Origin of the sequence: Aurantimonas manganoxydans SI85-9A1 (assembly GCF_000153465.1) — a bacterium.
GTDB lineage: Bacteria > Pseudomonadota > Alphaproteobacteria > Rhizobiales > Rhizobiaceae > Aurantimonas > Aurantimonas manganoxydans.
In genome coordinates, this window is sequence record NZ_CH672387.1 from 2,615,568 (window position 1) to 2,641,465 (window position 25,898).

Consider the following 25,898-nt stretch of genomic DNA (forward strand, 5'->3'; position numbering starts at 1 on the left):
CGACCCCGTCCGGGGAGCGGGCAATGCCTATAGGGGCCGATAGCGAACCGGCTGTTTCCGGCTCCCGGACGGCGAAAGCTGCCGTTCCGCCAGCGACCCAACGCAGACACTGACGCAGGGTGTCGAGAAGCTAGGAAGCAAACCAAGCCCGATGAAACCGAATACTAGACTCTGTTTCAAATATCAGCGTCTTTCTCCGTGTCGGCCATCGATTTATCCCAGCAAATTTTGGTCCCGCGCTTTCTCGGCTCTACCGTCATCTCAACCAGTCGGTGAAGACGCGGATACCAGTATTTGGCATCGAACTTTTGATAGCTGGGATGATGAATGCGAGAAAAAACGGATCGGCCATCGTCATAAAAGATGACGTCGCGGGGCTTGCCCTCGAAACCATCGAGATGCGGAGCAGCCCAATCCCACAGGGTCAAGCCGCAGACAATGACCGCTTCCGGTTCAAGCCGATCGAGGATTTTTAGGAAAGGTTCGGCCCCCGCCTCGAACATCCAGTTCTCGGGTCGACGAGCGTTTCCACCAACGGCATGGGCCCTGCCATCCACCAACACCGGGACGTAATTGTAGAAGGCGATCGAGTTCCAGAAATGCGCCGAATGTTGCTTCCAGATTGGTCCTGGGGGAAGACCCAAGGCCGCTCGGACGGTGTTGCGAAAAAACGGATTGTTGTGGGCAGCTAGACCAAACCACCGCACAATCTCATCGGTGAACCCGTCCGGCGCCGTGCCGATTTCTTCCGCCTTGCGCGCATAATGGGACTCGCCCAGAACCAAGACCCTCGTGCCTGCGAACAACCCGCCGTCCGATTTGTAATGAGGCCCTATCCACGGCTCGAACATTCAATCCCCCAGAGTCCACCGTTGGTTGTCGGCAAGATTTCTCTGGCACATTTCTGTCGGGGACGGCCACATGAAACCGAATTATCAATTCTGTTTCATGTGGCGAATTTCTTATGCGAGCGGCAGTTCTTAGTCTCCCACTCTCTGCATACCTGCCAGTCCGGTTTCGACCCGACGCAGCCGTCTTCCTGCGCTCCCGGCCGCGCCCGTTGATGCCCATGCAACCTACAACGCGAAAAGGCCGGGCAAATGCCCGGCCTTCCCATGTCTGTCGCGCGGGGTTGCCCGGCGGTCAGCCCATCTGGGAGCGGATGAAGTCCTTGACGATGGAGACGATGCCGCGGCCGAGCAGCGCGTCCAGCGCGTCGCAGAACTGGTCGACATGGCCCTCGTCGCAGATCAGCGGCGGCTCCAGTCGGATGACATTGCGATTGTACTCGGTGAAGGCCACCAGCACGTCGTGATCGCGCAGCAGGAGCGCGCCGACGAAGCCCGACAGCGAGCCCTTCAGCTTGTCGTCGAGGATCGCCACCATCGGACGCAGCGCCATCGGCAGGGTCCGCGAGAAGTCGTGGAACTCGAGGCCGACCATCAGCCCCTGCCCGCGCACGTCCTTGACGATGGACGGGTATTTCGCCTGGATCGCCTGCAGGCGCTCCAGGAGATACGCCCCGACCTCGGCGGAATTGCCGATCAGATCGTCGTCATAGAGGACGTTCAGCCCCTCGATGGCGGTGACGCAGGCCTCACCGATGCCGCCGAAGGTCGCCTGGGCATGGATCATCGCCGTCTTCGGCGTGCCATAGGCCTTCATATAGACCTCGCGCCGGGCGATCATCGCGCCGACGGCGGCCTTGCCGGCGCCCAGCGATTTGGCCAGCGCGGTCACGTCCGGCACCACGCCGTGATGCTCGAAGGCGTAGAAGCGGCCGGTGCGCCCGTAGCCGCACTGGACCTCGTCGGCGACCCACAGGACGTTGTGCTTGTCGCAGAGGGCGCGCACGCCCTGCCAGTAATCCGTCGAGGCGGTGATGATGCCGCCGCCGCCCTGCACCGTCTCCAGCACGACGACGCCGATCTCTGGGTCGCTGCGGATGGCATTGGTGAGGGCTTCGAGATCGCCGAAGGGCACCTTGCAGGTGTTGCCGACCAGCTTGAACTCACCCTGATAAAGCGGCGAATCCGTCAGTGACAGGACGCCCTTGGTCTTGCCGTGGAAGGAGTTCTCGGCATGGACGATCTTGCAGTTCTTGCGGCCCGAGGCACGCTCGGCGACCTTGATCGCCGCTTCCATGGCTTCCGAGCCGGAGGAGCCGAGGAAGACCATGTCGAGATCGCCGGGCGAGCAGGCCGCCAGGTTCCTGGCCAGCGCCGAGGCGTACTGCGACAGGAAGGCGATGGCGATCTCGTGCCGCCGCTCGTCCTGGAAGCGCTGGCGCGCCTCGATGATGCGCGGGTGGTTGTGGCCGAAGGCCAGCGAGCCGAAGCCGCCGAAGAAATCGAGGATCTTCCGGCCGTTCTGGTCGATGTAATACATGCCCTCGGCGCGTTCGACCTTCACCTTGTGAAAGCCGAGCAGCTTCATGAAATGAAACTGGCCGGGATTGATGTAGTCCTTGAACAGGTCCGCCATCGTCTTGACGTCGAGCGCCTTGGCGTCCTCGACGGTCAGAAGGTTCGGCTTGGCCGGCCCGCGACGATGGGTCGGGGCGAGGTCGGGGTTCGCAGCCATGGGACGGTCGAGCATCGTGTCTCTCCTCGCTAAGGGTCGGCTCACTCGGCCGTCTGCGGGTACGAACCGGCGGCGGGGGCATGGCCCTCGCGCTTGGCCCGATATTCGGAATAGGCGGCGATCAGCATGTCCCCGTCACGGTACTGGGGCACCCAGCCGAGGTCGCGTTCGCCCTTGCCGACGTCCAGCACGCACATCTCGTCGGCGATGAGATACTGCTCGGGATCCATCAGCGGCATGTTGATCAGGTCGAGGAAGTCGAGCGTGCGCTTGACCGCCCAGCCCGGCGTCGGGATCAGCAGCGACTTCGAGCCGGCATGTTTGACCAGGTCGCCGAGCAGCTTCTTGACCGGCGGCGGGTTCAGCGAGCCAAGATTGTAGGCTTCGTTCGGGACGCCCGCTTTCCAGGCCAGCCGCGCCGCCTCGGCGCAGTCGAAGACCGAGATGAACTGATACGGGTTGCGGCCCGAGCCGATCATCGGAACCGGCAGGTTGGCGTCGATCAGCTTGAAGAGCTTTTCCAGGATGCCGAGACGACCGGGGCCGATGATCAGGCGAGGCCGGAACAGGGTGATGTCCATGCCGCGCTCGCGCCATTCGGCCGCCAGATGCTCGGTGTCGAGCTTGGACTGGCCGTATTCGCCGAGCGGCGAGACCGGGTGCTCCTCGGTCATCGGATAGACCTGGGTATGACCGTAGATCATGTCGGTGGTGAAGTGGACGAGCTTCGTCGCCCCCGCCTCGCCCATCGCTTCCATGATGTGCTTGGTGCCGTGATAGTTCACCGGGTAGAAGAAGTCGTGGCGTTTGGCCCGCGGCATGATCGGCGACAGCATCTTGGCCGACAGATTGTAGACCATGTCGTCCGCCGCGATCGGCACGGCGCGCACGGCGGCCGGATCGGTGACGTCGGTGTGCAGGAACTCGCACTGGGCGTAATGCGGCAGGTCGCTTTTGACGATATCGGCGACGAGGACGCTTTCGCCGTCGGCGACGAGCTTCTGGGCCAGATGGCGGCCGACGAAACCGTCGCCGCCGAAGAGAACGTGCTTCATCGGGAAACCTCGTTTGCAGGAGCCTGGGCGACGTCGAGCGCGGGCTCCTCGCCGTGTATCGTGGTGCCGCCCTGGGCGATCAGAATCGTGCCGACGCAGATCAGGCCGATGCCGGCGATGCGCAGGGCGTTGAGGTCCTCGCGAAAGACGAAATAGGCGAAGACCGCGACCGCCACATAGGCCAGCGACAGGAATGGATAGGCAAAGGACAGTTCGACCTTGGACAGGACGAAGAGATGCGAGGCCATGGAGATCACGAAGGTGCAGAGCCCCAGGAACACCCAGGGGCTGAACAGGATCTGCAGTATCTTCAGGATCGGATTGACGCCGGCAAAGCTCAGCGGCCCGAGCTGCATCATGCCGTATTTCAGCATCACCTGCGCCGCGGCGTTGGTGAACACCGTGAACAGGATGAAGGGAAGGAATTTCGCCATCGGCACTGCCTCGTTCCAACGTCCGGACCGGCCGGATCTGCTGAATCTGATCTAAGGGAAACCCGTGTGATATGTTTTAAGATCGGCGTATTCGCGCCGCCGGGCGAGCGACGGTTCATGTCACGGTAAACAAACCCTTTGCCGCAACCTGACGGATTTACAGTTGCTTGGGCGTTTTCGTTGATGTCGTGTCGAGCCGGAGCGCTGTCCGCTTCCAGAAATCGGAGACGATGACCGGGTCGCGCAGCGCCTCCAGTTCGCGCCAGCGTAGAAAGCCCGCCGCGAAGGTGTCCGGCGACATGCGGGCATCCTTGTAGGGATTGACCGCGCCGCCGGCCGCGACGGTGATCCGGTCGAGTTCGGCCAGCAGTTTCAGGGTGATCTCGCCGCGGTGGGGAAAGTCGAGGGTCAACGTGTAGCCCGATCGCGGAAAGCTGGTGAGGCCGGGGCTCGGCCGGTCGCCGAAGCGCTTCAGCACGGTGAGGAACGAGCCCTGCTTGTGGCTGCGGGCGCATTCGATCAGGGCGCGCACGGCGTCCGGCCCGGTGGTCGCCGGCACGACGCTCTGGTGCTGGTGCAGCCCGCGCGGGCCGTAGAGCCGGTTCCACCGGCCCACCCGGTCGAGCGGGTAGAAGAACTGGTCGAAGGGGACCAGTCTTTGCGTCGTGCCGGGGCTGGCCTTGCGATAATAGGCTTCGTTGAAGGCGCGCAGCGCAAGGCCGCGGAGCGGGCTGATCGGCGGCGTGATGGGCACCGCCGCGAGCGGCGGGCGGGCCATGCCGGTCCGCTCGCCGTCGGGGGCATGGTCGCCGGCGATCAGATGACCGCGGCCCAGCGCCCGGCCCGTGGCCAGCGAGTCGATCCAGGCAACGGCGTATTCATGGCGTTCATCCGCCGCCTCGGCCAGTTCGAAATAGTCGGCCAGGCTGTCGAAGCGGGTCGTGGTCTCGGCGATCGTCAAGGACGGCACCTTGAGGAGCCGGATTGTCGCCTCGCGGATCAGCCCGGTCAGGCCCATGCCGGAGATCGTCGCGGCGAAGAGTTCGGGATGGGCGTCGCGGCTGCAGTGCAGGCGCTCCGCGTCGGACCGGTCGAGCACGATCGACTCCACCCAGGCGCCGAAGGTGCCACGGCGGTGGTGGTTCTTGCCGTGGATGTCGTTGGCGATGGCGCCGCCCAGCGTGACGAACTGGGTGCCGGGGGTCACCGGCAGGAACCAGCCGGCCGGCGCGACATGGCGGGTGATCTGGCTGAACAGCACGCCGGCATCGGCGGTGAGGAGTCCCGTCTGCGGATCGAAGGCGTGGATGCGGGCGCCCGGCCGGCTGTCGATCAGCGTGCCGGCATCGTCATGGCAACTGTCGCCATAGGAGCGACCATTGCCGAAAGGCAGGACGGTGCCGTCGCCGCCCCCTGCCCGCCGTTGCGCCTCGGCGGCCGACAGTCGCGGCAGGTCGCAGCCGGCGATCGCCCGGCGCGGCGTGCGGGTGGGGCGTCCCCAGTTCTCGTAGCGGGCCTCAGACAATGGCGGCCAGCAGGAACAGGAGGCCGCCGCCGGCGATCATCACCTGGCTGCGCCAGTCGCTCATGATGAAGACGACCGGGTCCTCGTGCATCTGGTTGCGGCGGGCGAGGATCCATATCCGCACGATGATGTAGAGAACCAGCGGGCACAGCGGCCAGACGAGGAAGGGCTCGGTGTACTGCTCGGCGCCCTCCATGCTGTCGATATAAAGCGCCAGGACCAGCACCGAGGCAAAGCCCGAGGCCATGCCAGCCTGGCCGAGGGTTTCCAGATCGGCGTCGACATAGCCGCGCCCGGTCGTGGCGCGCTCGGCGCCGATGCCGAAATCCTGCAGTTCGGTGAAGCGCTTCACCAGCGCCAGCGACAGGAAGAAGAACAGCGAGAAGGCGAGCAGCCAGAACGAGGTCTCGACCCCCGAGGCTTCCGATCCCGCGACGATGCGCATGGTGTAGAGGCCCGCGAGCGTCAGCACGTCGATCAGCAGCATGCGCTTCAGGGCGAAGGAATAGGCCGTCGTGGTGACGAGGTAGACGCCCAGCACCAGGAGGTAATAGTCGGGCAGGAACAGCCCGATGCCCAGCGAGGTGCCGAGAAGCACAGCGGCGAGCGTGATGCCCGTGGGGATCGCCAGCGCGCCACTGGCAAAGGGCCGGTTGCGCTTGGTGCGATGCCGGCGGTCGGCGGTCAGGTCGAGCAGATCGTTGAGGATATAGACGGCCGACGCCGCGAAGGAGAAGCTGATGAAGGCGAGCATGGCGCCGACCAGCATCTCGATATTGAAGAATTCGTGGGTCAGGACCATCGGCACGAAGATCAGGACGTTCTTCAGCCATTGATGCGGCCGCATCGCCCTCAGCGCCGGGCGCAGTCGGCTGCCGGGATCGTCGATCCGTTCGGCGCCGGAGCGCTTCTGCCATCGCGCCGCGGCCCGGTCCGGCGCCACGACCAGGGCCTCCGCCGCCTTGTCCAGAAGGCAGATGTCCTCGTGGGAATTGCCGACATAGTCGAAGCCAACCTCGCCGCATTCGTCGAGGATGCGGTCGAGCTTGCGGTGCGCGGTTAGATTAACCGTGTCACAGGAGCACATGACCGCGTCGAACAGTCCGAGATGATCGGCCACAGCGTGGGCAAGTTTCTCGTTGGCGCCGGTGGCCAGCACGATGCGGCGGCCATCGGCCCGCGCGCGCCGCAGCCGTTCGACGACCTCCTCGCGATAGGGCAGCAACGCCGGATCGAAATCGACGGCGTGGGCGAGTTCGGCCTTCAAGCGCGCTTTGCCGGCGGCGATCCAGCCGGGCACCTGCAGCATGACCCGGGGCTTCTGGCGCGCCGCCTGGAACAGGGTTTCCCAGAGAAGATCGCTGTGGATCAGCGTGCCGTCGAGATCGACGAAGATCGTCGTCCCGGTCTGCGGAGATCTGGCGTCCAACGCTTGGCTCCTCCTGCCGTCTCCTCTGCCGGGAGATCGCGAAGCTGGAGGTCGGTTGTGGCGCAGACGAGTTTCGGCCCGGTGAATTTCCGGTCCCTGCCGACCGCAAGGCAAGGGCAAGCTGCGGACTTGGTGAATAAATCACAAAGATTGGAGGCGGTCTTACGGAAGAGCCAGGTCGGGCACGCTGGCAGACGCAGCTGCGTCGCGATGCCTCCGCCGCCCTCTCCCGGCTCGGGCGCGCGTCGCCGGCTCAGTCGTTGAGCGCCATCAAGGCATCCCGGTCCTCGAGGACGACATGTCGGGTCGACGGTAGGGCGATCACGCGGTCGCGTTCGAACTGCGACAAGGTGCGCGACACGGTCTCGATAGTCAGGCCGAGATAATCGGCAATGTCCTGGCGGGTCATGGCCAGATGGACCGTTGCCGGCTCCTCGTCGTCGGCCATCTCGACGAGAAAGGCGGCAACGCGCTGGGCGGCGCTGCGTCGACCCAGCAGCAGCGCATGCTGCTGCGCGCGTTGCAGGCACTGCATGGCGAACTGGAAGACCTGCGGCGCCATCTGGTCGTTCCGGGCCGCCGCTGCGCTCAGACCGCGCCAGCGATAGGCGACGATCGTGCAGTCCGAGACCGCCTCGGCCGACAGGCCATGGGTATCGCCGAGCTCCAAGCCGAAGATGTCGCCGGCCGAATGAAATCCCTCGATCTGGCGCCGGCCGTCGCTCAGGAACTTGCAGGTGCGCACGACGCCGCCGACGACCTTGTAGAAGGAGCGGACCTCGCTGCATTCGGCGTAGATTTCGCTGTCCTGGGCAAAGTTCAGGACCTGCCCGGCGATCGTCACGCTGCCGGTCTCGGGCCGCGGGGCCGCTTGCGGACCGGCACGAAGGGCCTCTGCCGCTAGATGTCCTGCCGTGGAGTCCCGCTCGCTTCGCATTGCCAGAACCGTCGTCATGGGAACCTCCTGATGCCGTCCAAGTCGATGACCTGTTGTAGCGGCGGTAGGACCGGCTCTGAATTCGGTTTGCTCCTAAGGGAATCTACGTAAACGAGACTTGCTACGGCTTCGTCCAACTCCAGTCTCGATACGAAATTGAACCTCCCAATGCGAGTGCAGAGGTCCTCAACATATTTGCGGGAAAGTCCAACCACGTCACGGCGGCAATTGAACGTTCCATCGCTACGTCGCTTGGCGAGTAGCGCGCAAATGCCCACGATATTCTGCTGACGGCGGAAGGCTTGGCGCTGTTGTCACAGATCTCGACTTCATTCGTTTCAGAGCCGAGGCTGTTACCATTGCCCCCCTGTCCTTCGACTGGACGGTCATTGAGATCATACATCTCGACGATTTGCTGGCCACCGACTCGGCTGGTCCGCCGTCGGCGACGCCTGCGGCTGAGCAACGGGCGGACCCTCCCGCCCCTCGGCATCGAACGGGTCACCGGCTGCTCCGCCCCCCCTCCGGTGGGACTCCAGGCACACTGGTTCAGCACCGTCCCGATGGCGCGGGCCGTCGCGCCGAGATGCGGCCCGGTAGCGTCAGCCCCGGACCTCGGCCTCCGCCGCCGCCAGCCCCCAGGCAAGCAGCTCCGCCGCCTTCGCCTCCGATCCCGCCTCCACATAGCAGCGCAGCTCCGGCGCGTTGCCCGAGGCGCGAAAATGCACCACCGGCCCGGCGTCGAGGATCACCCGCACGCCGTCCAGCGCATCGACCGACGCGATCCGGCCCGCCGGCGCGAAGAAGCCATCGCGAAACTCCGCATCCTCGGCCAGCCGCGCCAGGAATTCGCCGCTCGCCGCCTGCGGCACATCCTGCAGCCGGTGCGCCGCCGCGTGGCCGGCATCGAGCTCCGCCACCAGCGCCGCCAGATCCATGCCGCGGCGCTTGGCGAAGGCCAGCGTGGCGAGGATCGGCAGCACGCTGTCGCGGGTCGGCAGCGCCGGCAGGCTGCGCCCGTCGCGGGTCACCGCCGAGCCGAGCAGCAGGCCGCCATTCGCCTCGAAACCGACAATGCCCTCGGCGCCGGCCTGCGCCGCCTCGGCCATGCCGGCAATGACGAAGGGCGAGCCGACCTTGGTGCGCACCACCTTGCCCGCGATGCCGGACGTCTCCACCGCCGAGCTCGACGTCACCGGGGTGACGATCGTCGTCAGCCCCAGCGCCCGGCTGGTCAAAAGCCCCAGCACGTCGCCGCGCAGGATCGTGCCCTTGGCGTCGGCCACCAGCGGCCGGTCGCCGTCGCCATCGGTGGAGACGATCGCGTCGAAGCGGCCCTCGGCCGCCCAGTCGCGGATCTGCTTCACGTCTTCCGGCCGGTGCGCTTCCGTATCCACCGGCACGAAGGAGTTTGAGCGCCCGAGCGCCACCGCCGTGCCGCCGAGGGCCGTCACGAGATCCGCCAGCAGGTCGCGCGCCACCGAGCTGTGCTGGAACACGCCGATGGTCAGCCCCGCCAGCGCATCGCGCGCGAAGAAGTCCTTATAGCGCCGGCCGAATACCGCCAGCGCGTCGCGTCCCGCCGCCTGTCCGCCGGCCTCCGGCCCGGGCCGCGGATCGGCCCCGGCAATGGCCGCGAACTCGGCCGCGATTCCCATCTCGTCGGCCTTGGTGATCTCGCCGCCGCGGCCGTAGAATTTCAGCCCGTTGCGGTCGTCGGGAATGTGGCTGCCGGTGATCATCACCGCCGGGCAGCCCTGGTGCATCGCCGCCAGCGCCAGCGCCGGGGTCGGCACCGCGCCGCAATCCACCGCCCGGAAACCGGCGGCATGCCCCGCCGCGATGCAGGCCTCGAGGATCTCCGGACTGCTCGCCCGCAAATCGCGGCCGAAGAACACCATCTGCTCGGCGCCAGCCCGGTCGCCGTCCCGCACATGGCGCAGGAAAGCCAGCGTGTAGCCGAAGCTCGGCCAGCCGATGAGGTCGCTCACCCGCCCGCGCAGCCCGCTCGTTCCGAATTTCAGCGAATCCATCCGTCGTCTCCCGCTTGTCCGTCCCGCGCCGCCAGCCGCAACGACCGGATCGCACAGCCATCGCGCACCACCCTGTCTCGGCACCAGCCTCGCCGCCTTCGATCGCGCCCGCAGCCACGCCCTCGCCACCGGCGTTTGCCCGGACCGCCGCTCTGATCTAAGGGCGAGACCCGCGGCCCCGGTCCGTACATCCTGCCGCCCAGCGGCGATAGCACGAGAAGGCCGTTTCGTGGAAAGACCCGCCGACACGCGGCCCTGCTGGGCAGGTCACATACAACCCAGAAGAAAAACTAGATGCTTCTACCATCATATTCACGCGATACCTTAGAAGAACACTCTGGTTACGAAAACTCCGACCACGAATCCGACTACGACACCGATCGCCCCACCGAACATGAACCATGATATAGCGCCAGATACCCGGTGTGTTTCCGCCTCGATCGCAGATTCGTACATATCATTATCAATTTTTTTATACATCATTTTGGCTCCACTGGTACGTATGTTTCTACGTATTGCAATATGTTAGCAATAATCAGATTTTATCAAATACCACTTTCTTTCATTGCCACTAGTTTTGGCGTATTATCAACCATCTCATTGCGATTTCTATCTATTCCTCTACGTTTTTGATTGATATTCCTTATTTGCATGCCTAATTCTCTTAACTGGAGAGGCGTCGGAAACATTCGGTTATTGTCTCATATGCTGGGTCGCCGCCGCGCCTTCAGGAGTTGTTAAATGGCGAATCAGGTCGGTCGTGATGTCGACAAATGCGCGACTACGCCTTGGGCAATCCCTTATATAAGACTCTCCTTCACCATCGATCTCGAGGTTTTCCGTTCGAATTTGGCAGTGGCGGTTCGTTATTGTAGCAGGAGCGCCAAGCGCCCCCCTGAGTTCCAGCGCGAGGTGCAACACCCCCTAGCCGATGTAGGATCGGCTTGGTTTCCAGACCTTTCGGGAGTGTTGCCATGTCATGCTACGAGCATCTTTCGTCCGCCGAAAGAGAGCGGATTGCCATTCTCCTCGCGGCCGGTCATTCGAAGGCGGGCATAGCCAAGACCCTTGGCCGGTCGCGGTCGACTATCAGTCGCGAACTGGAACGCAACGCGCTGCCAGGCGGCGACTATTCGCCGGTCGTAGCCGACGGAGCCTATATCGAGCGCAGGAGGCGGGATGCCGTGCTCGAGAGTGACGGACGCCTGCGCCAGTTCGTCATCGAGCGCCTGTCGGAAGGCTGGTCGCCGGAGCAAGTCGCGGGCTGGCTGAAGAATGGTGCGGAGCCGAAATTGCGCGTGCTCGCCACCGAGACCATCTACGCCTTCGTCTATCGCGCCTCGCAGAAGGCCGAGGAGCTCTGGCGCTATCTCCTGCGCCGGCGCAGGACGCGCCGCCCGATGAGAGCACGCCGGTCACGCGATACGATCAAGAACCGCCGCTCCATCCATGACCGTCCGGCCGAGGTCGAGGATCGCCGACAGGTCGGGCATTGGGAGGCTGATCTTGTCATCTGCAAGCGCGCTCGCCCGGTTCTCGTCCTTCATGAGCGAAAGACCCGTGTGACGCTCGCCACGAGGCTGAACGGAAAGACCGCCGCCGAAACCATCGCAGCGATGACAGCCGTCTTCCGGCGTGTTGCTCCCGGCCTGCGCTCCTCGGTGACGTTTGATAACGACACCGCCTTCGCCCGCCACCGCCTGCTCGACGACCTGTTCGGCATGTCGACCTGGTTCTGCGACGCCTACGCTTCCTGGCAGAAGGGAGGCGTCGAAAACGCCAACGGACGATTGCGACGATGGCTGCCCAGATGGCTCGATCTCGACACCCTGTCCGAAGCCGATCTCCAGGACGCCATTGTCAGCCTCAACACCACGCCGCGCAAATGCCTCGGCTTCATCACCCCTTTCCAGTGCCTCCTCCAGGAACTTGGCAAGGACGTCCGAATCCGCTTCTCATGAGCATGTTGCGCTTCGCGCTGGAATCCACCCCCCAGATATCAGTTCAGCTGCTGGATGCTAGATGTTCCAAGCGCTTCCCAGTGCCGAGTAGACAAGATTGGTCGGCTACCACATCACGCGCGCGATTGAGGAGTATTTTATGAGGGTTTCGCCGTCCGCCGGATCATACCCGGATCGGCACCCAACAGTTCCCTGCTCCGACCTACCGCTACGTAGAGCGGCCGCTGAGATGGGCCCTACTCGGGAATTACGAGGGCAGGCGATCCAAGTGCTCAGCGTCATTCTGATGCTCGGCCTAGTCTCGGCCGTCTGGGTGGAGAGCGACCTCTATCGCTATTGCGCGCCGTTTCTCCTGCTGCAGGCCCTTGTCACCTTCGTCAGAACCGACGAGCGGCCGTCAATCGGGATCATGGGCTGGCTGTGCATCGCCTGGGTGGTCTACATCCTCTTGCGCAATGCCGCCGTCTTCGTGCTGACCCCCGACATGGCCGGTGGCTCGGCCGAGGGGATCTATCTCTTCCCGCTGGTCTACCCGACGCTGGGCTACGCCTTCTTTTTGAACTGGCAGCGGATGCCCGCAACGGCCTGGGCGTTCCTGGTGATCAGCCTCGTCGCCCTTCTGGCGAGCCTCGAGCCGCAGACGATGCTGTCCGGCGACCGCGCGCCGCTGCTCTTCCACGGCAATCCCATCCACGCCTCGGTCGGCGCCGGTCTGATCGCGCTGGCAGCCATCTGCTTCGGCCTCTATCTCGCGAGACCGGGGCCGCACCACCGGGGCCTGCGGATCGGCGGCATCGCCCTTTGCGTCATTGTGGCCGGCCTGTGCTTCCTCGGCATCGCCGGCGCGTTCTCCAAGGGCGTCTGGCTGGCGCTGCTGGGTGCCCTGCCGGTCCTGTTCGCCATGGTCTTCACCGAGCGCACGCAATTGCGGCACTGGCTGCTCCTGGCCGCGGTCATGGTCGCCGCGGCGATCCCGTCGGTGCTGTTCTATCCGGAGATCTCGGCCCTGATCGCGCCGAACATCGCCACCGCCGTCGCGTTCGTCGCCGGGGCGACCGGCAGCGGCGATCCGCTTGCCGCGGTGGATGCGCTGATCGCCTCGGGCAACGTCCCGTTCAGTCTCCACGAGCGGCTGATGATCTGGATGAATGGCTGGGAGATCTGGCGCACGAACCTCGTCCTGGGAACCGGGATCGCCTGGGAGGCGCTTTGGGAGACGACCAGCTACGCGGGCGTCGGCTACCACCTCATGCACAATGGCTATCTGGAGGTGGCCGTGCGCTACGGCCTCGTCGGGCTCGGCTTCTATGCCGTTCTCATGGTGTGGAGCCTCCGCCAGGCCTTCGTCTGCCGCGCGCGTGGCCTGATCCCGTCATCGGCGCTGGTGCTCTACGTGACCGCGACGGCGTTCTTCGCGCTGACCATGCTGACCAATTCCAACAACCGGCTGGCGATCGGCGAATCCTTCATGCTGGTCGCGGCCGGCTTCGGCTTCTGCTGCTTCTACAGACTGCAACTCACTGTCGAGGAGGAAGAGTTCGGCTCGAAAGACGCAAACGGACGTGCCGATGATGCGTATTAGCGGGGCCGCCCCTCCAACAGGACACAAGCCATTATGAACAACTCACTGTCGGCCAGTGTCCACGACGTACGGGAACCGTTTGGCAAGGCAGGACACACCATTGGCCTCGAACGTACTGCCCAATCCACATCAAGTCGCGCTCTCATCCCCACGCACGCCCCTGCCCTGCACAAGTTCAGGTGCGGGCGTAGATGTCTTTGATCCGAACGATGTCGTCTTCTCCCGTATATGATCCAACCTGCACCTCGATTATCTTCAGGTCGATCTTGCCCGGATTGTGCATCCGATGTGTACATCCGATGGGGAGATAGGCGGCCTCGTTTTCGTGGTAGTGCTTCACAACGCCATCGATCGTCACCTCGGCCGTGCCGTGCACAATGACCCAGTGCTCGGCCCGATGATGATGGCGCTGGAGCGAGAGCGTTCCGCCTGGTTTTACGCAAATGTGCTTTACCTGGAAGCGATCGCCGATATCGATGCGCTGGTACCATCCCCACGGGCGGTGGATGCGAAGATGGTCCGTCGCCTCGCCGTATCCATCATTTTTAAGCTGCACGACGAGTTCTTTCACGCGAGGCGCTTGGCTCTTGTCGGCAACGAGTACCGCGTCGGAAAGCGCGACGACGACTACGTTCTCCATCCCGACTACGGTGGTCAACGGCCCCTCGGAGCGCACAAGACTACCGCTGGTGCCCAGAACCGAAACAGGTCCTTCCAAGACATTTCCGTCGGCGTCCGGCGTCTTGATATCGTAGATTGAATCCCACGAGCCGATGTCTGACCAACCGAATGTCGCGCGCATCACGCCGGCACGACGTGTATTCTCCATGACGGCATAGTCGATCGATATCTTTGGCGCGAGAGCGAAGGCAGCGCCGTCGAGGCGCAGAAAGTCGAGGTCCCGATGGCCACTGGCGAGCGCGGCCCTGGCGGCTTCCAGAACCTGGGGCGCGTATTCCTCGAGCTCTTCGAGCATCGTCTCGGAACGAAACAAGAAGTTGCCACCATTCCAGAGGAAACCCTGCGCGACATAATCCTTCGCGCGCTCGGCATCCGGCTTTTCGACGAAGCGGTCGATATCAAACGCGCCCTCATCACTAAGTGGCGCTCCGCACTTGATATAGCCATAGGCGGTGGAAGGCTGCGTCGGAGTGATTCCAAGCGTCATGATGCGGCGTTCGCGAGCTTCCCGCGCGGCTGCCCTGCAGTTGGCTACGAACTGTTCCGCATTCTGCACAACGTGATCGGCTGCGAGGACCAGGCAGATTGATTCCGGATCGCGTTCATGGCCAATCAGTGCGCCGGTCGCGACAGCGGCCGCCGAATCGCGACGCTCGGGCTCGAGGACAATCTCGCCTTGCACGTCGACGGCCTTCATCTGCTCGGCCACCACGAAACGGAAATCGTTCCCGGTGATCACGATCGGACGAACAAAACCTGGACCGCTTACACGAAGAAGCGTCTCTTGAAACGTCGAGCGTCCATCTTCCATCAGGTTGATGAATTGCTTAGGCATCGTTTCACGAGATACCGGCCAGAGCCTGGTGCCCGATCCGCCCGCCATGATGATGGGCGTAATGCTGGGCAGTCCGTCAAAATCACTCATAAAATCAAAGAACTCCAAAACTGCCATGTATCTACGTGTCCCAGCCAGTTCGCCTAGGTCCACATCCGCTATGCGTAAAGCTTTGCACCGATGGGCAATCCCAAAGAGAAGAGTGAGAAAGCGTATCCGCTGACGCGCCGAAACGGCGCTTCCGGTGAGACAAGTCAATCGCGCAACCAGGTCGAAAGAGTGAGATACGCTCCAAACTAAACCGGACAAGCCGCATCATCCGCGACCTTGGGTCAGAAGGCGCGTGTAAAGCGCGCAATAACGTCGGCCCATTGCTTCCGCCGTAAACAAATCGAGGTAGCGCCTCCGGGCAGATGCGCCCCACTGCTCCGCGCGCTCCGGCGCCCGAATAATTTCGTTCATGGCCGCCGCCAGCGCCTGCGCGTCATTAGGGGGCACCACCAACCCAGTCTCGCCGTCGAAGTTAACGTAGCTTGTTCCCGTACTGATCTCGGTCGAAATCATTGGCCTCGCGAACATCGCAGCCTCCACGAGCGAGAGTCCGAACGCCTCCGATCGCTCGTTGGATGGAAATACGAAAGCGCAGCACCGGCGCATTAGCGCAACCTTCTCCTCATCCGGCAAAGCGCCGACGAATCGCACGTTGGTCAGTCTTTCTGCCTGGGCACGTCGGCGAAGACGATCTTCCAAAGGTCCTGAACCGAGTATGACGATGTCGCCGGGGACAAGCGAAGCGGCGTCTAGTAGCACGTCTAGACCCTTGTAGTAGCGCAACACGCCGGCGAACAAGAAAAACGGCCTGTCCATTGCCAGGCTTGCCGGCAGCATTTCCTCGGCGTCGACCTCGTCTTCCAGTCCGATCGGAATGATCTCGAGCTTGTCGCGGTAGCGCGCCAGAACAGGGCTCGACGCCGCATAATTCGGCGAGGTGGCCACCAGCGAATCGACGCAGCCCAGAAAGCGCTGCATCAGCGGCGCATAGACCCGCTTCAGGGCCCGCTGCTTGATGATGTCCGAATGATAGGTGGCGACGCTAGGCTTGCCGTGCCGCACGAGGAAATGCGCCGCGTCCATGTACGGCCATGGGAAATGGTAGTGGACGATGTCCGCCTCGGCCGCCTCCCGCGCGAACTGGCCGAGGGCGCCCAAGGACAGGCCTGTGGAGGCGATGTCCAGATCGAGCCGAGCCTTTACGGCGCGATGGCCGTGAAATTCCACGCTGCGTTCCAGCGGCTTGCGACTGAGGGACAAGACGGTCGTTTCCACGCCCAGACCCGCCGTTGAGCGTGCAATCGCGTCAATCGTGCGCTCGATTCCGCCGAACGTGTCGGGCCAATAGGTTTTGAAGAAATGGAGGACGCGCATCAGGCGTTTTCGGGACAGTTCAAGAGCAATTCTCTGTTCGTGCAGCGGCGTGTGCGATATCGCCCAATCTGATCGACCCTTATCGTAGCCGGCGGGCGAATGAAACGTGCGGAGGCCTGGCGCCTTTCCTTTCATGTGCCTTACCCGCATCTTTGAGTCCGGACCCCGTCCTCGCGGCGAGGCATCGCAACCCTCGGCCTCGCATGCGGCCAGGGCGGGCCCTGTTCCACTGAGCCTGACCGCTCCGCCAAGCATTCGGACGAACTTTCCTGCCACCGTTGCCATTATGCTGTTGCGGCGTACGCCTGCGGTGAAGGCCGCCTTGCGGGAGAGATGTTTTCGGCCTGAGACCAGTGCGTATGGACAGGAATACGCACAGAGCCTTTGAGCGGCTTGAGATCGTCGAGATGGGTCGGCCTCGTCGCTGGAGCGACGAGGAGAAGCTGAAGATCGTCGTCGAGAGCATGGCGGCCCCGCGGCTGGTGTCGGCGACGGCACGTCGATACGGGATATCGCGATCGCAACTGGCGACATGGCGGCGGACTTTTCGAGACGAGCCAGCCGGACCGGATCCCGTGCCGACGTTCGTCCCCGCGGTGCTCGCACCGGCACCGGAGTCGCCGAGGCAAGAGAGCGTGGCGACATCCTCTCGCATGGAGATCATTCTGATGGGCGGTCGGCGGATCGTTGTCGACGCCGGTGTCGATCCCGAGGCTCTGGCGCGGGTCATCGCCGTTGTGGATCGGCGCCGATGATCCCGGTCCCGAGCGGGGTACGGGTCTGGCTGGCGACGGGGCATGTCGACATGCGCAAGGGCTTTCCCGGCCTGTCGCTTCTGGTGCAGGAGACGCTGAAGCGTGATCCTGCGAGCGGGCATCTCTTCGTCTTTCGTGGGCGGCGCGGGGACCTATCGACGCCTGTTCGTCCTGCTGCGGCGGGAGGGTGAGCCGTCAGGGATCAACCGCATCTATCGGCTCGACCGGGAGGAGGGGCTGACGGTGCGCAAGCGCCGGGCTCGGCGACGCGCGGTGGGGGCGCGGGCGCCGATCCTGGTCGCGGCAAGACCGAACGCGCGCTGGTCCATCGACTTCGTGCATGACCAGTTCGCCTGCGGGCGGCGCTTCCGTGTGCTCACCATCGTCGATGACGTCACGCGCGAATGCCTGGCCGCGATCCCCGACACTTCGATCTCCGGTCGGCGGGTGGCACGTGAACTGACCGATCTGATCAAGCGTCGCGGCAAGCCGGAGATGATTGTTTCCGACCACGGGACCGAGTTCACCTCGAACGCGATCCTCGCCTGGCCCCGCCGCCGTGGTCGGACGTTCAAGACGTATGGCCCGCCCCGTCTGCAAGCGACTTTTCGACGGCTGTTGGTCGGGCCAATCTGGAACGACATCGGCGGCGAGGTTGGGGAAGATTGCCTGATCGTGATCGCTGTCCGTCGTCGTTGTAAACCGACGGCACATGTGGCTGGAGAGCATGCTCTCGCATCAGACGAAGGATCTCTTGTGGTTGACGCCGAGGCCCTGCTGACAGAGGGCGGCACTGACACGGCGCCAGCCGGAATGCTAGAACTCATCACAGATCTCGGCGATCGCCTCGACGCCTGAAGGGTTTGTGCTCAAAGTGGAACGCGTACCCCGCCAGCCCACCAGCCGCAGCCCTCCTGCAGCACGGTGACGTCGAGGCTCATCCCCTGCCCGACCTGCGCCTTGGAGGAGATATGGACAGCGAGAACGGCCGTATCGCCGGGAATCAATACGTGCGGGATCAGCGATTGCGAGATGCTGTCAGCCAGGGCCGCGCCGTCGCTTGCACGCAGGCGTGCAGCCACCCGGATGCCGAACCGGCCAGTTTCATCACCCGTGCTCGACCAGACATGGCCGGAGAGGTTCGTCACCGCGACAATGATCCGAAGGTCGCCGCCCTGGCCGGGCGCCGGTTCCTCTACCACCTTGACGGTGAACCGGCGATCGCCCTCGCGGATCTCGCGCGACATCGCGGCCGCGCCGATATCGGTAAATGGGCGAAAGGCGGCGCCCTCGGGCGGCTCGTAGATCGCATACCAATCGCCATCGACGACGACCGCCTCCAGCTCGGCGGCGCTCTCGGCCCAGCCGGGCCAATTCGCCCGTGGCGCTTCCGCCGAGACGTCGCCCGCGGCGCGCCGCTCAAGAAACCGCCGGAGCGCCTGCTGCAGCGCCGCGGGGGAGCCGACCTCGAAGAACTCGGCCTCGCCAACGCCGCCAGCCACTTCGCGGAAGACCGGGATATCGCTGGCAATCACCGGCTTGCCGAAATGCGCCGCCTCGACGATGGGCAGGCCAAAGCCTTCGGCGTGGGACGCCGCGACAAGAGCATCGGCCTCGCGATAAAGCCGGACAAGCGCGGCATCGTCGACGCCCTTGTGCCAGACCAGACGCCCGCCGAGTTCCGAGCTTTCGCGGATGCGGTGCAGCAGCGGCTCGACGCCCCAGCCGGGCTTGCCGACGATGACCAGGCGGGCATCCACGCCGTCGGCCCAGAGCTGCTCAAATGCGTCGAGGGCGACCCGGTATCCCTTGCGCGGCTCGAGCGTGCCGACCATCAGGAAGACCGGCGCCTTTGCCGCATCTTGGCCAAACGGGGCCGGCGCGGTGGTGGCATCGTCGGCAAAGTCGGCGCCGAGCCGCCAGTAGCCGATCTTCATCGGGTGCGGATACTCGATCGCGCGCAACAGCGCGTGGAACTCGTCCGCGACGGCGCGGGAGATGCAGACGAAGCCGGTGGAAAAGCGGAGGGCCAACCGGATCCAGCTAGCGAAAGCCGGCGGCATGCCGCTGTCGCAGAAAGCCGGCGTCCGTAGCGGCACCAGATCGTAGAGGCAGGTGATGATTTCAGCCCCGCGAAGCCTAGCGGAAAGGAAGAACGGGGCCTGCCCTTTCTCGAATGTCCAGGAGCTGTCGAGCATCAGGATCCGGTCGCCCGGGCGAGGACGCAGACGCTCGGCAACCGTCTTGTCGGGCGGAAAGTCGACGACGCCACGGGCGTCGTACCAGCCGTCCGGCCCGTCGCAGTAGGAGAGAATGCGTCGAGGCTCGGACGCCGTCGAATCGGCGAACATCCGGTGGCAGATTTTGTTGACCACCCGCTGTATGCCGGTCTTCCGATCGGACTGCATAGTCGAGGTGGCGTCAACGATCAGGCGGCCCGGCTCGGTCACTGGTTCTGACAGGGCAAAGATCGTGGACGCGAGATTGATGTTTGCTGCTGTCTTCCCCAAGCGTTCCACACGCGGCTGCCGTGTTGGCTTCTCCGTTTCGACGGGCAAGGTCCCGAGATGCTCGCCGAGGGCGGCGACCGACGTGTCCGCCGACCGTGCCCAGGTGAAGCGCTGCGCGCGACGGGATGCCATCTTAATGCTTTCCGCCCTGAACGGAGCGTCGGTCAGAATTCGCGTCATCACGGTCGCGAGTTCATCGGCCGATGAGGGGTCGAACAGGAGACGCTCGTCGCCGATGACTTCGGGCAGCGCCCCACCTCGCGTCGCGGCGACAGGCGTGCCGCAGACCATGGCCTCTAGCGCGGTCAGGCCGAAGCCTTCCATGAAGGACGGCTGCACCAGGAGGCTGGCGCCACGATAGAGCCGGACGAGCTCGGCTTCCGAAACATGACGATGGCAGACAAGCTGGGACAGGGTGAGCCCCCTTGCCTGCCAGCGCTGCTTGATCTCATCCAGCGCCGCATCGGGATAGTCGCCGGCGAGTACCATACGGAAACTGTCGCGCAACGAAGCGTCGAGCTGGGCAAACGCCTCCGGCAGCAGGCCGACATTCTTCCGCCAGTCCAAGCCGCCGACATAAAGTATGTACGGCACACTCGGGGCGTCGTCAGCAACCGATTCATTCTCCGCAATGGCCTGGCTGAAGATGTCAGAGATACCTGCCGAGATGGTCACTGCCGGAACGTCCCCGAGTAGCTCCAGGAGTTCCGAGCGCGAGAACTCGGATATGCAAAGATTCAGATCATAGGACCGATGCGCTTCGAGACGCCGGGCGTAGGCCGCGGCGTGATTTGGGGTATACAAATAGCGATCGGGAAAGCGCCGGGGGATCGCGTCGTAAAATATCGACCCAATAGGGGTCGCGCTGCCCGGCTGTTTTAGCAGCGGGACCGCCGGATCGAACATCCCCTCGAACGGACTAGTCGAAACGGCAAAATCGGGCGCCAGCGCCTCGACATGGCGGACAAGCGCCGCCTCGCTTAGGCGTCGCCGCCCGGTAAAGCCATCGAGCACCTCGCCATTGTCGCGCGCGCTGTGCCAGACATGGATGTTCTCGAGCCGGAACCAAGGCCGCACCGCCTCGCGGGCCGAGATCGCCTCGACCGGCATCGCGGCGTTGAAAGAGATCAGCATCTCGACGTCGCGGTGATTTTCGGCGATCGCCTTGATCAGCTCGATGGTGTAGCGGCCGATGCCACGGCGATTGCTGGCAGTCTGAAGGCACTGCCCGTCGAACCAGAGACGCATGTCAGCAATCCGCCTTTCTCGTGGCGGGCCTGTCACCCAGCAGCGCCTCCCATTTTGCCTGCATCGCCGGCTCAGGTTCGAGGTACCACTCGCGCCCCGCCAAAAGGTCGAATTCCGGCATGCCGGCTGGCTGTTCGGCAGCAAGGCGGAAGAGCAGCGCCTGGAGCGAAGGCACCAGTGCCGTCAGCCGTATCGCAGCTGCTCTGGCACGGGGTTTGTCGCGGAGATACCCGACACTGGCGCGCGCCAGCCGCCCCGCCACACGCCTCGGTCGCGAGCCCGCCTTAAGCAGCAGCCAGGCGGAGGTACCGCGGACAAGCCAGTCGAGAGACGATGCTCGTCCCGGAGCGAGTGCCCCATCGCTCCCCCAGCGCCCCAGCTCGACAGCCGCATGCTGAAGTTCATGAATCCTCATCGTCTTCTCTGCGAGTTCCGCCGTCAGCGCCAGGCTAGCCCGCTCCCAAGCGGAAGCAGCGTTCTGGAAAGCCGCAAGCTGCTGAAGAGAAGCCTCCGCTTCTTGCGACACCCGCTGCCTGTCCGCGGCCAGGTGCTCCACTTCAGCTACTACCGCTTGAAGCTTCGACTCCAAATGAGCAGCATGCCGACCAACGTGTTCCGCATGCGGGCTGGTGCCTTGTAGCGCCTGCTCATATTCGGAGCGCGCCGCATCAAGCGCTTCCACTAGCCGGCGAAACCATACGATGCTGATTGTATCCGGCTCTGGCTCGGCGCTAGTATCGTTCGATTGTTCGGCTGAGCTACATTGGATAGCCTCCCTTAGTTCATGAAAACTCCAAGTGCCATCTTTTCTAAAAATTCTATCGACGCCGCGCCTAAGCGGCTCAGGCAAGTCGTCGTATTGTAATAATGCGCTGCGAATTGGATACGGATTCAACGAATCATCCGATAATATCTCACGCATAAATATTATGAAAGATAGAAAAAGATCGTATGGCCATGCACAATCTTCTTTCTTCTCTGAAATTGCACCATAGTCTATTATTTTTACGACGCCCTCGTCATTAATGAGACAATTCCATATACGAATGTCGGTATGATAACGATCATTTTCCTCTAGCCAAACCAGTGCATCTAAAACCTGTAAGATTACTTTTTGGCGCCCCGGCGCATCAATATGCCGAATTCTCTCCTCGAGCGGCACACCGTCAATCAGGCGTCTCACCAGCCAAGCCTGAGCTGCTGAGGCGCCAAAGGTGACTATTTTAGGACTGACCACTCCATCGCCAAACTCTCTTAAGAATGCGATTTCCCGCCGCCATTCTACCAAATTCGCTTCCCGGGTATCGCGATTTAAGAGATCATATACTTTGACAAACAATTCTTGCCCAAAGAAGAACCGGCGCGAGCCCTGGTGCACCCCCGGAGCATGAGGATTAGACGAGGCAGACCACTGATCGAACCTCCCCGCGATGTTCTCAAACAGCCAGATACTATTACTTGCCCAGCATAAAGGGCGCTGGACGTCGGACAAATGCGTGTCGTACACGCCCATCACATGATTAAAAGCGTATGCTTTCAGAAATTCATGATACTCCTCAGGTTGTGAAGACGACCAATAAGGCCCCTCCTCCCTAGTAGCGATTTCGAAAATCGCACCCTCAACTTTGCTCGATAGCCTCCTAAGCAGATCATGCGTTCTTTCTTTTCCAAATGAAAAGAACAAATGATGGAATACACTTAACCCCAAAACAACATCATAATCTGAAATATTTGTGGATTCAATTGTATCTGCAATATCTGCGAATTCAAATGAAACGTTACTTAAACCACTCTCTACTTTTAAGCATTCACAAACGTCAATATTTTCTTTAAGGTAGTCCACCCCGTGGACATAATGCCCGTGACTGGCCAGGGTAAACGTAAAAAACCCTTGCGCACATCCCAGATCCAATATTCGAACTGAGCGACCGAGCATTTTGGAGTAAGCCGAAACTGCCTGGCAGACACGATCCGCCCGCTCCACGCTGCTCCGCGATACAACGATCGACATCTCTGGATGGCCAAATATTGGCTGATATACTTCTGGTAGGCTATCCACTAGACGCTGTAGATGATTTGAATGGTCGCTCATCAGAGATGATCTCATATCACGATTTTTCTATCACAGAGAATTTTCCACCGAGATCGACCAAACCCGTCACCCCATCTTGACGTTCGACCGAAAAAATAACTGAATCATACCGCCTATCTAAGGGCTTAAGGTCCTGATCCTTGCCTTCGGAGATACCGAATGAGGCCAAGTAATGACCTGCCGCCACCCGCATCGGCAGCATGCATGAAAATTCATAAACCTCTCCCGCTTTAACTGAGAGATACATTGGGTTTTCGTCTATCATTGTATTTGTACCATAGACATAAGCCCCATCGTGCGTTTTTACGATGAACCCAGCCACTACTGAATCATAATCGTTCTCAAAAACCACTGAGAATCTGAATGACACCTCGGTGTTTGCACGGACTGAATGCGGGTATGATTTACCTTCGCAAATCATACCATAGTCAATTATCCTGGCGCCGCCTTCTCCCCACCGGTACTCTTCCTTCCGATAGTTGGGATGAATATGGAACTGATCCTCGTTATTGCTCAGTTCTGACAGCCGCGCAGACGTTTCTGGCAAGTCGGGTTGGTCGCCTCCAAAAAGTTCGTCGAGGTATAGGTTGCAGGCGTGCCTTGGCTCACCATCGAAAGCCGCTCGTCCCATTCGTAAGAACACCGCCCGATCGCAATGACGGAGAACGTCTGAGGTCGAGTGAGTTACCAAGAGCAATGATGTTCCTAGTCCCCGGAACTCTTCGAGACGGTCGAAACATTTTGCCTGAAACCTTGCGTCGCCCACCGATAGCACCTCGTCGACGATCAGGAGATCGGGCCGCCGGGCCGTGGCGAGGGCAAAGGCGAGGCGCGCCTGCATGCCGCTGGAATAGACCCGGAACGGCTGGTCGAAGAATTCCCCGATTTCGGCAAAGCTCTCGATCTCCGGCATGAGCGTTGCCAGTTCAGGCTGGGAGATGCCCATTAGACCACCGGCGTGGAACGCATTCTCGCGGCCGGTAAACTCCGGATTGAAGCCGAGGCCGAGTTCGAGGATCGCACTGATCGATCCGGCGACGGCCACGGAACCTGTGCTGGGCCGCACCGTGCCGGTGATCAGTTTGAGCAGGGACGACTTTCCGGCGCCGTTCTGGCCGATCAGTGCGACAGACTCACCCCGCCGCACCTGGAAGCTGATGTCGCTGACGGCCCAGAACTCCCCAGATGGCTTAATCCCGGCGCCGAACCAGTTGGCGAAACGCTGCAGATTGGAGGCGTAGGTCGTGTAGCGCTTGCCGACATGCACGACGTCGAGGAGAGTATCGCTCATAGTGCGTCCACTAGTTCGGGGCTGGCGCGACGGAACACAACGAAGGACAGGATCACTGCAACCGCAGCGGCCGCCGAAGGATAGACCAGGCTGGCTGGATTCGGCCATAGATCGTGCAGCAAGGCGTTCTGATAGATCTGCACGAGCGGCACCATCGGATTGAGCTCGGCCGCCCAACGCAGCTTTTCTGGGATGACGTTGGCGGGGTAGACAATTGGGGTCATCCAGAACCACAGCTGGAGGACGAGGGACTGTCAGGAATTCCGTGTGTGGGCGGGCGGTTGAACAATTTCAGGCCATGGCCTGTGTGAAGCGCTCACCGTAGAGGATGGCGAACTGCGCTTTGGCCATTGCCCACTCACGAGGCGGCATTTTCCACTCCTTCTCCGATTGATTCAAGACCAGGAAGAGAAGCTTCATCGCAGCGTCGTCGGTCGGGAAGTGGCCTCGAGCCCGGACAGCCCTGCGCAGTTTTGAGTTCAAAGCCTCAATAGCGTTGGTCGTATAGACCATTCTGCGGACCTCCTCGGGGAAGCCATAGAACGGAACGACCTCGGCCCAGGCCCGGCGCCAGCTCTGCCCAATGGCTGCGTATCGGTGGCCCCATTCGCCTTCCTCAAAGGCCGTCAGGGCCTTCTCGGCTGCCACCGCGTCGGCCGCTCGGTAAATGTCCTTTAGCGCGGCCGCGACGGCCTTGCGGTCCTTGTAGGACGTGAAGTCGAGGCTGTGGCGCAGGAGATGGACAATACAGGTCTGGACGGTGGCTTCAGGGAAGACGGCGACGATGGCCTCAGGAAAGCTCTTCAGCCCGTCGACGATGGCAAGCAGGACGTCCTCAACGCCGCGGTGCTTCATCTCGTTCATGACCCGCAGCCAGAACTTGGCGCCCTCGTTCTGCTCGAGCCAGAGGCCGAGGATCTCCTTGGTGCCGTCGGCGCGCACGCCAAGGGCGATGTGGACCGCCTTGTTTCTGACGAAGCCTTCGTCGCGGATCTTCACACGCAGAGCATCGAAGAACACGATCGGATAGACCGCCTCCAGTGGCCTGGCCTGCCAGGCGGCGACCTCTTCCAGAACGGCGTCCGTGACCACCGAAATCAGGTCCGCAGAAACATCGACGCCGTAGAGATCGTGAAGGTGCCCAACAATCTCCCGATTGCTCATTCCCCGGGCATACATCGAGATGATCTTCTCGTCGAAGCCCGGGAACCGCCGCTGATATTTGGCAATGAGCTGCGGGTCGAAGCTGCCCTGCCGATCCCGCGGCACGGCAAGATTGAACTTGCCGCTGTCCGTCGTCACGGTCTTGCGGCCGTAGCCATTACGGCCGTTTCCGGCGCCGTTCTCGCCGGCCAGATGGTGATCCATCTCGGCGTTCAGGGCACGCTCGGCGAATGCCTTCTTCAGGCCGTCGAGCAAACCGCCCGGGTCGAAGGCAGTCTTCGGATCGGCGCCAGACAGAAGCTGGTCGAGAAGCGCGTCAGGAATGCTGGGTTCTTTGCGGCGGGCCATGGGTCTCTCC

The 25,898-nt window shown here is 62.5% G+C and carries 19 protein-coding genes and 1 pseudogene; 5 read left to right on the forward strand and 15 right to left on the reverse strand.

All coding sequences use genetic code 11. The features are described 5' to 3' along the window. Positions 1-176: 176 nt before the first annotated feature. The 8 genes from SI859A1_RS12365 to SI859A1_RS12400 all read right to left on the reverse strand — a co-directional run bounded on the left by SI859A1_RS12365 (position 177) and on the right by SI859A1_RS12400 (position 9,996). Complete coding sequence (locus SI859A1_RS12365; protein WP_009210090.1) at positions 177-851, reverse strand: hypothetical protein; 675 nt, start codon at positions 849-851, stop codon at positions 177-179. A gap of 292 nt (positions 852-1,143) precedes the next feature. Continuing rightward, complete coding sequence (locus tag SI859A1_RS12370) at positions 1,144-2,583, reverse strand: aspartate aminotransferase family protein (RefSeq protein WP_050767713.1); 1,440 nt, start codon at positions 2,581-2,583, stop codon at positions 1,144-1,146. A 41-nt stretch (positions 2,584-2,624) separates the two neighbouring features. Beyond that, the gene (locus SI859A1_RS12375) at positions 2,625-3,638 is read right to left on the reverse strand and encodes an NAD-dependent epimerase/dehydratase family protein (protein WP_009210093.1); all 1,014 of its coding nucleotides are present in this window, start codon (positions 3,636-3,638) and stop codon (positions 2,625-2,627) included. Continuing rightward, positions 3,635-4,072 carry a DMT family transporter gene (locus SI859A1_RS12380; protein ID WP_040325758.1) on the reverse strand — a complete coding sequence of 146 codons (438 nt, stop codon included), beginning with the start codon at positions 4,070-4,072 and terminating at the stop codon, positions 3,635-3,637. The genes SI859A1_RS12375 and SI859A1_RS12380 overlap by 4 nt, the downstream gene beginning before the upstream one ends. 157 nt (positions 4,073-4,229) lie before the next feature. Next, positions 4,230-5,597 (reverse strand): FAD-binding oxidoreductase, encoded by a 1,368-nt coding sequence (locus tag SI859A1_RS12385; RefSeq protein WP_009210094.1) that lies wholly within the window; start codon positions 5,595-5,597, stop codon positions 4,230-4,232. Further along, entirely contained in the window at positions 5,590-7,026 is a 1,437-nt protein-coding gene (locus SI859A1_RS12390) for a UbiA family prenyltransferase (protein WP_009210095.1), read from the reverse strand. Before SI859A1_RS12390 ends, SI859A1_RS12385 begins: the two co-directional genes overlap by 8 nt. A 253-nt stretch (positions 7,027-7,279) precedes the next feature. Then, positions 7,280-7,981 (reverse strand): helix-turn-helix domain-containing protein, encoded by a 702-nt coding sequence (locus tag SI859A1_RS12395; protein ID WP_009210096.1) that lies wholly within the window; start codon positions 7,979-7,981, stop codon positions 7,280-7,282. Positions 7,982-8,565: 584 nt separating this feature from the next. Continuing rightward, entirely contained in the window at positions 8,566-9,996 is a 1,431-nt protein-coding gene (locus SI859A1_RS12400; protein ID WP_009210098.1) for a phosphomannomutase, read from the reverse strand. 974 nt (positions 9,997-10,970) lie between these two features. Here SI859A1_RS12400 and SI859A1_RS12405 point away from each other — a divergent pair. Next, entirely contained in the window at positions 10,971-11,957 is a 987-nt protein-coding gene (locus tag SI859A1_RS12405; protein ID WP_040325759.1) for an IS30 family transposase, read from the forward strand. A gap of 268 nt (positions 11,958-12,225) precedes the next feature. Continuing rightward, the gene (locus tag SI859A1_RS12410; protein WP_050767530.1) at positions 12,226-13,539 is read left to right on the forward strand and encodes an O-antigen ligase family protein; all 1,314 of its coding nucleotides are present in this window, start codon (positions 12,226-12,228) and stop codon (positions 13,537-13,539) included. A gap of 175 nt (positions 13,540-13,714) precedes the next feature. Here the strand turns inward: SI859A1_RS12410 and SI859A1_RS12415 are convergent, their stop codons facing one another. Both SI859A1_RS12415 and SI859A1_RS12420 read right to left on the reverse strand, forming a co-directional pair. After that, positions 13,715-15,145: a mannose-1-phosphate guanylyltransferase/mannose-6-phosphate isomerase gene (locus tag SI859A1_RS12415; protein WP_009210101.1), complete on the reverse strand. Its 1,431-nt coding sequence runs from the start codon at positions 15,143-15,145 to the stop codon at positions 13,715-13,717. A 225-nt stretch (positions 15,146-15,370) separates the two neighbouring features. Then, the gene (locus SI859A1_RS12420) at positions 15,371-16,480 is read right to left on the reverse strand and encodes a glycosyltransferase (RefSeq protein ID WP_009210102.1); all 1,110 of its coding nucleotides are present in this window, start codon (positions 16,478-16,480) and stop codon (positions 15,371-15,373) included. A 359-nt stretch (positions 16,481-16,839) separates the two neighbouring features. Here SI859A1_RS12420 and tnpA point away from each other — a divergent pair, with 359 nt between their 5' ends. The 3 genes and pseudogenes from tnpA to SI859A1_RS12430 form a co-directional block, all read left to right on the forward strand. Next, positions 16,840-17,235 (forward strand): IS66-like element accessory protein TnpA, encoded by a 396-nt coding sequence (tnpA, locus tag SI859A1_RS12425; protein WP_040325760.1) that lies wholly within the window; start codon positions 16,840-16,842, stop codon positions 17,233-17,235. Positions 17,236-17,285: 50 nt separating this feature from the next. Next, a complete protein-coding gene (gene tnpB, locus SI859A1_RS21000; RefSeq protein WP_369405918.1) occupies positions 17,286-17,426 on the forward strand; it encodes an IS66 family insertion sequence element accessory protein TnpB in 141 nt (46 codons plus the stop codon). Beyond that, a pseudogene (locus tag SI859A1_RS12430) lies at positions 17,389-17,790 on the forward strand (DDE-type integrase/transposase/recombinase); the annotation flags it as partial. The gene tnpB and the pseudogene SI859A1_RS12430, both read left to right, overlap by 38 nt. Positions 17,791-18,104: 314 nt before the next feature. On the opposite strand, the gene SI859A1_RS12435 reads toward SI859A1_RS12430, so the two are convergent. The 5 genes from SI859A1_RS12435 to SI859A1_RS12455 form a co-directional block, all read right to left on the reverse strand. After that, the gene (locus tag SI859A1_RS12435; RefSeq protein WP_009210104.1) at positions 18,105-20,993 is read right to left on the reverse strand and encodes a glycosyltransferase family 4 protein; all 2,889 of its coding nucleotides are present in this window, start codon (positions 20,991-20,993) and stop codon (positions 18,105-18,107) included. A 1-nt stretch (position 20,994) separates the two neighbouring features. Then, the gene (locus SI859A1_RS21005; RefSeq protein ID WP_161600130.1) at positions 20,995-23,085 is read right to left on the reverse strand and encodes a methyltransferase domain-containing protein; all 2,091 of its coding nucleotides are present in this window, start codon (positions 23,083-23,085) and stop codon (positions 20,995-20,997) included. Positions 23,086-23,101: 16 nt separating this feature from the next. Beyond that, positions 23,102-24,376: an ABC transporter ATP-binding protein gene (locus tag SI859A1_RS22310; protein ID WP_009210106.1), complete on the reverse strand. Its 1,275-nt coding sequence runs from the start codon at positions 24,374-24,376 to the stop codon at positions 23,102-23,104. Then, the gene (locus SI859A1_RS12450; RefSeq protein ID WP_050767531.1) at positions 24,373-24,600 is read right to left on the reverse strand and encodes an ABC transporter permease; all 228 of its coding nucleotides are present in this window, start codon (positions 24,598-24,600) and stop codon (positions 24,373-24,375) included. The genes SI859A1_RS22310 and SI859A1_RS12450 overlap by 4 nt, the downstream gene beginning before the upstream one ends. A 67-nt stretch (positions 24,601-24,667) precedes the next feature. Beyond that, a complete protein-coding gene (locus SI859A1_RS12455; RefSeq protein ID WP_009210107.1) occupies positions 24,668-25,888 on the reverse strand; it encodes an IS256 family transposase in 1,221 nt (406 codons plus the stop codon). Between the last annotated feature and the right edge of the window lie 10 nt (positions 25,889-25,898).

Excerpts from the sequence above, each read along its gene's own strand:
- SI859A1_RS12420 (WP_009210102.1), bottom strand. The coding sequence starts at position 16,480 with ATGCGCGTCCTCCATTTCTTCAAAACCTATTGGCCCGACACGTTCGGC.
- SI859A1_RS22310 (WP_009210106.1), bottom strand. The coding sequence starts at position 24,376 with ATGAGCGATACTCTCCTCGACGTCGTGCATGTCGGCAAGCGCTACACG.
- SI859A1_RS21005 (WP_161600130.1), bottom strand. The coding sequence starts at position 23,085 with ATGAGCGACCATTCAAATCATCTACAGCGTCTAGTGGATAGCCTACCA.
- SI859A1_RS12395 (WP_009210096.1), bottom strand. The coding sequence starts at position 7,981 with ATGACGACGGTTCTGGCAATGCGAAGCGAGCGGGACTCCACGGCAGGA.
- SI859A1_RS12375 (WP_009210093.1), bottom strand. The coding sequence starts at position 3,638 with ATGAAGCACGTTCTCTTCGGCGGCGACGGTTTCGTCGGCCGCCATCTG.
- SI859A1_RS12455 (WP_009210107.1), bottom strand. The coding sequence starts at position 25,888 with ATGGCCCGCCGCAAAGAACCCAGCATTCCTGACGCGCTTCTCGACCAG.
- SI859A1_RS12380 (WP_040325758.1), bottom strand. The coding sequence starts at position 4,072 with ATGGCGAAATTCCTTCCCTTCATCCTGTTCACGGTGTTCACCAACGCC.
- SI859A1_RS12370 (WP_050767713.1), bottom strand. The coding sequence starts at position 2,583 with ATGGCTGCGAACCCCGACCTCGCCCCGACCCATCGTCGCGGGCCGGCC.
- SI859A1_RS12365 (WP_009210090.1), bottom strand. The coding sequence starts at position 851 with ATGTTCGAGCCGTGGATAGGGCCTCATTACAAATCGGACGGCGGGTTG.
- SI859A1_RS12405 (WP_040325759.1), top strand. The coding sequence starts at position 10,971 with ATGTCATGCTACGAGCATCTTTCGTCCGCCGAAAGAGAGCGGATTGCC.
- tnpA (WP_040325760.1), top strand. The coding sequence starts at position 16,840 with ATGGACAGGAATACGCACAGAGCCTTTGAGCGGCTTGAGATCGTCGAG.
- SI859A1_RS12400 (WP_009210098.1), bottom strand. The coding sequence starts at position 9,996 with ATGGATTCGCTGAAATTCGGAACGAGCGGGCTGCGCGGGCGGGTGAGC.
- SI859A1_RS12415 (WP_009210101.1), bottom strand. The coding sequence starts at position 15,145 with ATGAGTGATTTTGACGGACTGCCCAGCATTACGCCCATCATCATGGCG.
- SI859A1_RS12450 (WP_050767531.1), bottom strand. The coding sequence starts at position 24,600 with ATGACCCCAATTGTCTACCCCGCCAACGTCATCCCAGAAAAGCTGCGT.
- tnpB (WP_369405918.1), top strand. The coding sequence starts at position 17,286 with ATGCGCAAGGGCTTTCCCGGCCTGTCGCTTCTGGTGCAGGAGACGCTG.
- SI859A1_RS12435 (WP_009210104.1), bottom strand. The coding sequence starts at position 20,993 with ATGCGTCTCTGGTTCGACGGGCAGTGCCTTCAGACTGCCAGCAATCGC.